General features: G+C 42.3%; 4 protein-coding genes and 1 pseudogene. 3 read left to right on the top strand and 2 right to left on the bottom strand.

Annotated features, from left to right (window positions below):
• The 3 genes from GPLA_RS12935 to GPLA_RS12925 all read left to right on the top strand — a co-directional run.
• Positions 1-464: IS3 family transposase (locus tag GPLA_RS12935; RefSeq protein WP_040514719.1), on the top strand; the 464-nt coding region annotated here is incomplete at its 5' end.
• A gap of 175 nt (positions 465-639) precedes the next feature.
• Positions 640-2,175, top strand: coding sequence for a methyl-accepting chemotaxis protein (locus GPLA_RS12930; RefSeq protein WP_007105371.1), 1,536 nt, complete (start codon positions 640-642; stop codon positions 2,173-2,175).
• Between the two features lie 167 nt (positions 2,176-2,342).
• The gene (locus GPLA_RS12925) at positions 2,343-4,862 is read left to right on the top strand and encodes a sensor domain-containing protein (RefSeq protein WP_007105370.1); all 2,520 of its coding nucleotides are present in this window, start codon (positions 2,343-2,345) and stop codon (positions 4,860-4,862) included.
• 434 nt (positions 4,863-5,296) lie between these two features.
• On the opposite strand, the gene GPLA_RS12920 is transcribed toward GPLA_RS12925, so the two are convergent.
• Entirely contained in the window at positions 5,297-5,767 is a 471-nt protein-coding gene (locus GPLA_RS12920; protein ID WP_007105369.1) for a hypothetical protein, read from the bottom strand.
• A pseudogene (locus GPLA_RS23595) lies at positions 5,764-6,637 on the bottom strand (hypothetical protein); the annotation flags it as partial. The gene GPLA_RS12920 and the pseudogene GPLA_RS23595, both read right to left, overlap by 4 nt.

The raw sequence follows: 6,637 nt of genomic DNA, 5'->3' as shown, positions 1-6,637 counted from the left end.
TAAAGACTGCCCAGGGCTGGATGTATTTGGCGATAGTGATGGATTTATACTCACGACGCATTGTGGGTTGGCACATAGAAAAGCGTATGACGACGGACTTGATAAGCAAAGCCATTATCAAGGCGGTAAATGTAAGGCAACCCAAACAGGGACTCGTATTTCACAGTGATCGGGGCTCCCAATACACCAGCAGGCGCTTTGGCAGTCTGCTTAAGGGTTACGGTATTCGTGCCTCAATGGGTGATGTGGGTGCGTGCTGGGACAATGCTGTGGTGGAGCGATTCTTTGGCAGTCTGAAGCATGACTGGATATTAAAAATAGCCCAACCGACCCGTGAACACATGAAACAAGATGTCACGGCCTATATGAAGTATTACAACCAGGATCGGCTACATACAGCCAATGGCGATATGTCACCGATTAAATATGAAATGTCTTTAAAGAAAGTGTCCGGTTGGAGTTGACCAGAACACAAGTTCACAAGAGCGAATTAGAGTTGAAGGCCGCTATGACTTTGCGCCATTAGGTTATCTTAGATGATGCTGATTGAACATTTTACACAACTTACATTTTGTTAGGTGATCATTATGTCACTGTGGCAAATACTTTATAAATACATTTACTAGTGAGAGTTTTGATATGTCTAAAAGGGAATTATTTGGCTCTGACCAGCGTCTTGTGTCTACAACCAATAAAGAAGGTACAATTGAATATTCCAATAAAGCTTTTTCTGACATAGCAGGCTACAGCGTGGAAGAGCTGCAAGGTCATCCACATAATATTGTGCGCCACCCAGATATGCCTAAAGCGGCCTTTGCTAGCCTATGGGGTACTCTTAAAAAAGGTGACTCATGGATGGGTATGGTTAAAAATCGTTGTAAAAATGGCAATTTTTATTGGGTAAGCGCCTTTGTCACACCTGTCTATGATAATGGCAAAATATTAGGTTACCAATCAGTTCGTACCGCGCCAGATGAGAATACAGTCGTCGATGCAGAGTCTATTTATAAAAAGATAAACAAAGGGGATAAAGTCAGTTTTAAGTCGTTTCTGTCTTTTAAAGGTAAGATTGCGGCTGTTTTTGCTTTATCTGTCATCAGTTGTTTAGTTGGCTCTTTTGCGGGTGGTGTTTTTGCTGTGGTGATACCTCTCTTAGGTATTTTATTGGGTGCTGGAGGGCTGGCAATACTGGCTAAAGATTGGGACCTCTTGGTTTCTGAATGCAAGAGTATCCATAATGATGATATGGCACGCCTTATCTATACCAAAAGAAGTGATGAACTTGGTAGCGTGATGCTGGCAATTAAGTACATTAAGTCACGTACTGAAACAATTTTAACCAGAGCGGATGAGTCTGCCTCTAATTTAGAAGCCCTTTCCGGTCAAACAAATTCAGCTGTGCAAACCACTGATGCCGCGATATATAGCCAGCAAGCAGAAATTGAAATGGTGTCTTCAGCTGTAACAGAAATGAGCGCTGCTATAACAGAGGTGTCTCATAATACAGCCAGCACGTCTTCCGAATCTGAATCAGCGCATGATCACGTCCTTCATGGCCAACAAGTGATAGAAAAAAGTTTGTCAGAAATAAATCTGCTTGTCTCTAATGTTGCCGATGTATCAGCTGCTATATCAAAGTTAGGAGACGATAGCATCGCAATTGGCTCGGTTATGGATGTGATTAATAGTATTGCCGATCAAACTAATTTGTTGGCTCTAAACGCAGCAATTGAAGCCGCTCGCGCTGGTGAGCAAGGTCGTGGATTTGCCGTGGTAGCTGATGAAGTGCGAACTCTGGCGAAAAGAACTCAGGCATCGACACAAGAAATAAAGGTCATAGTAGACCGTTTGCAATCTAGCTCTTCAGCATCTGTTGAGGCCATGCGAGGAGCCCAAGCGAAGGTTGACGAGTGCGTTAATTACAATCAAAAGGCGGGTGAAGCGTATACGCAAATTGGACAGGCTGTAGGGAGAATAAAAGATATGACCATACAGGTTGCCACAGCGGTTGAAGAGCAAAGCTATGTGGCTGAGGAAATAAATCGAAATGTAACGAATATTCAGTCTAAATCAGAAGAGACCGCTCAGGCATCAAGGGATACAGCTGCGGCAAGTGCAGCCCTTCAAGCTAATGTTAGAGCAACCAAAGATATGATTAATCAGTTTTCAAGCTAGCCACGTTAGTCGCTCATATATGTTTCTACTAGAAGCTTATGCATAAGTGTGTGGCTTCTATAAAACTAAATGAGGTCTAGTACTGATAATTATCTTTTTATGCTTTCTTAATCTCACGGAACAACAATTCAGCATTATGTTTATGAATAAAAAAGTGATATGTAATTATGCTTAAAGTAACGTCCAAAAATTTATCTGACGGTCCTCAACTCAAGGCGTTATTGGACTCCATACAACAACAGGTTTGGATAACGGATCCAGAAGGGCGGTTTACCTATGTTAATAGCAGGTTTACTGAATTTTTTGGGGTGGATGAAAAAGAGGCTCTGCTAAGCGACTGGCAAAGCTTTATTCATCCCGATGATTTACCCACCTCAATTGAGGAGCTGACCCAAATCTTGTCCAATTGTAAGCCAAACAGTATGCAATTGGGACTAAGACACAGGGATGGAAGTTACGTTTTACATGATTGGCAAGCAGTACCAAAATTTGATGCTAATGGCAGTATTATTGAGTGGTATGGCACAAGTAAAAATATAAATGCTCGTGAGAACGAAATTCAGCGGCAGGACCTACTGCTAAAAGAGTCACAGAAAATTGCTAAAGTGGGTGGATGGGAGCTGGATGTTGTTACAGGTAACCTTCTGTGGACGGATGAAACGTATCGCCTTCACGATACATCCCCTGACGAATTTAATCCAACCGTTGACGCGGGTCTGGGTTATTTCTTGCCAGAGTCAAAAAAAGCGATCGAATCAGCTCTGAATGAGGCCATTACGAACGGTAAAGGATATGACCTAGAATTAGAGACTTACACTACAAAGGGTCGTAAAATCAGTGTGCGGACAACCTGTAAAGTGACTGCAAAGAATGGCAAATCGGTCAAGTTAACGGGGATATTTCAGGACATCAGCGCAGAAAAAGAGAAAGAACGCGCTTTATTCGAAGCGAACAAAGCCGCTCTAGAGGTCAATAACGCATTAGTTTTTCAAAAACATGCCCTTGATGAGCACGCGATTGTGAGTATTGCTAATGTTGCAGGCAAGATTACTTATGTCAATGACAAGTTCTGCGCCATCAGCGGTTACAACCGAGAAGAGCTACTCAACAAAAATCATAAAATCATAAAATCTGCTGAACATCCAGATGCGTTTTTTGTGGATTTGTGGAGAACCATCTCTGGCGGTCAAACGTGGCAAGGTGAAATTAGAAACACTGCCAAGAATGGCACCGACTATTGGGTTAAAACAACAATTGTTCCCACCTTGAATGATGAAGGTAAGCCATTTCAATATGTAGGCATTCGTACCGATATCACCGAGCGTAAAGAAGCTGAAGAGAAGCTAGCACGCATTGCTTATTATGACTCACTGACTGATTTGCCTAACCGTGTATTATTGGAAGACCACATAAGTGTCGCTATGAAGCAATGTCAACGCCACAATATTTCGCTAGCCGTTGCTTGCCTAGATTTAGATGGCTTCAAAGTTGTTAATGATACCTACGGTCATGATATGGGAGATGAGTTACTAATTGCACTGTCAAGACGTATGGAAAAAGCTTTACGTGAAGGAGGGGGAATGCGTAAAGGTGATATGCTGTCTCGTATTGGCGGTGATGAATTTATTGCTGTCATAGTTAATGTTGAAAACATCGAAGATAGTAAAGCTGTATTAGAACGTTTGCTATGTGCTGCTTCAGCCCCCATTACGGTGCGTGACACAGTAATTCAAGTATCAGCAAGTATCGGGTTCACCATTTACCCACAAGACGATGCGAAAGAAGAGGAGCTTGTACGTCATGCCGACCAAGCCATGTATATAGCTAAGCTCGCAGGTAAAAATCGCTATCATATGTTTGATATCGCAAATAATGATGCAATTAAGACCCAACGACAAAGTATAGCTGATGTTCAGGAAGCGATGGGTAAACACGAGTTTGTATTGCACTACCAACCCAAAGTAAATATGCGTACTAGCGAAGTGATAGGTGTTGAAGCGCTTATCCGCTGGCAACATCCTGAACGTGGTATCGTGCCACCTTTAGACTTCTTGCCTGCGATAGAAGGTCAGGCGATAAGCGTAGAGCTTGGGGAATGGGTGATAGACACCGCATTGAAACAAATAAGCCAGTGGCAAGGTTTAGGCGTAAATCTACCCATCAGCGTCAATGTTAGTGCCTATCACTTACAACGACTCAACTTCACATCTCGCTTAGCAACATTGTTGGCACGCCATCCTGAAGTGGAGCCTTACACACTTGAGTTGGAAATACTGGAAACGAGTGCGCTAAGCGACATCGATGAGGTATCTGGTATCATGAATGTATGCCACGAGTTGGGCGTAGGCTTTGCCTTAGATGACTTCGGAACGGGATATTCATCACTCACCTATCTCAAGCGTCTGCCAGCCCACTTGATTAAAATCGACCAGAGTTTCGTGCGCGACATGTTAAAAGATGCTGACGACTTGGCTATTATTGAAGGTGTCGTTGGCTTAGCGAAAGCATTCCAGCGTGAAGTGATTGCTGAAGGTGTCGAAACCATCGAACACGGATTAGCACTGCTGAAACTTGGCTGTGAGTTGGCGCAGGGTTATGGCATCGCTCGACCCATGCCTAGTGGGGATATTCCAGAATGGATCTCTAGCTGGAAAGCGGATGGTTCTTGGCAAGCTTATAAAGGATAACTGACTTGACCACTGAGAATCACCAAAAGCGACCTTGCAGAGCAGCCGGGTATAGCCGCTTTTAGGCTAGCAGTTGTAGTAAGGCACATCTAATGACTAATGACCGCTTTGAATTGCCGTCCTTAAGATGATTAACTTGTTCGTCTGCTTTTCAAACCGGAAGTAAACGACAACACAGCTACGTCCGCTTTGGTGACGAAGCGGAACAATTATTGAGTTGAATGCAGTTCGAATAAATGACTATCTGTGGCAAAAATAATTGTGTCATATCTATTATCGAATGACTCTTTATAGCACAAACTTCCCCATCAGGTTTAACGCTCGACCGACCGCTATAGGCTCACAGCAGCCTGTCAGATAATTTCTACTCACCGACTGCAAATGGCACATAGTTCCTTGTCATATTTGGTTAAACACTATTCCAAATAATGTGGCTACTTAGGCTTACCAGTGAAAGGGGTTATGGTTTGTTTGTGTTGTAGCAATTCATCTTGCAGATCATAGGCCCTAAACATTAGTTCTGAATTCTTTTGCTCAAGTATCTTTCTTGCCGCCACCGCATTATCACGCTCAGTTCTATATTTAGCTTTTAGAGCTTCCGCACCTTTTAGCTTAGCCTTCAAGTTTTCCAGTTCAGATAGTGGTGTATTAACTTCTATATCTAACCCCGTCAGAATGGCTTTCTCACGGTTTAAGTTGTATTCCGCAATGATTGGCTTGGCATAATTAACAAAATCTTTGAACTTATGTATGTAGCTATTCCCAAGTCCCGCCTCTTTATTAATGCGATTGAGCGTTAACCTACCTTCTGCCTTTATTCTTGTAGGTGCGCCGTTGAGTAGTCGTTGCAAGGCGTTTACCAACATTGCTTCTGCTTTAGTGGTAGTTTCGTATTTTAAAATCATGATGCCAATGCCTTGATTTTATCTGTAAACTGCTCGAATGGGATGTCGTGCTTCTCTAAGGTTTGCTCGATAAATAGAATTTTTTTCTTATGACTAACCAATATGGTTGAAAGTGCGCTGTCCTCTAGCTCATTCACACCTCTGAATGCTGCTATTAAGCTGTTACGTTCTCTAGCTTGCCGCTTAGCTCCTTTATCTGTCATAACACGACCACAATTTTTCTTTTGCTTTGTAATCATGTCCATTGAACAAAGCCGTTCACAGTCACGACTAGTGCAGTAGCCTCCTGTTGGCAAAATTACCAAGGACTTTTCGCCAGATTTCAGCAAAGCTTTTAACTCGTTACGAGATAGATAAACCTGTTCGCCTTTCTCTAGTCTTTCACGCTTACGTTTGGATACTCTTTCACCCTCAACCCCTGATGTTACGCTGGATTGGTTGTAGATATCATCTAGACCATCAACACATGCTTCTTCAATGGCATCGTTAATTCCTGCAAAAAGCTTTTCATCCATTCTATTGCTTTTGTCTCTCGCTAACTCAGCGTAATTAACATACCATTTTGACATACGAAGATTTAAGTGTTTGAACTGATGTTTCACTGTTAAAACATTGCCTAATTGATTGCGAACCATAAAAACAGCAAATGATCGCCTTAAATCATGCAGGCTAAGTTTAGGTAGTGTGCCACCTCGTTCAAACTTTCCTGCCCAATCAGGATTAATTAAGTTAAATTCATCTACTTCGTCTTCGGATGCTTCGATTTTAAATCGCTCAAGACCTAATCCATTCTCAGTATTAATACGATAATTGGGCTTTATCTTGCCTTTGTTTGGTTTATGTAAAGCCACTTTAATGAATACACTATTT

The organism is Paraglaciecola polaris LMG 21857 (assembly GCF_000315055.1).
In the GTDB taxonomy this organism is placed as follows: Bacteria; Pseudomonadota; Gammaproteobacteria; order Enterobacterales; family Alteromonadaceae; genus Paraglaciecola; species Paraglaciecola polaris.
The sequence above is the reverse complement of the archived record's forward strand: the minus strand, read 5'-3'. Positions and strand labels throughout refer to the sequence as shown.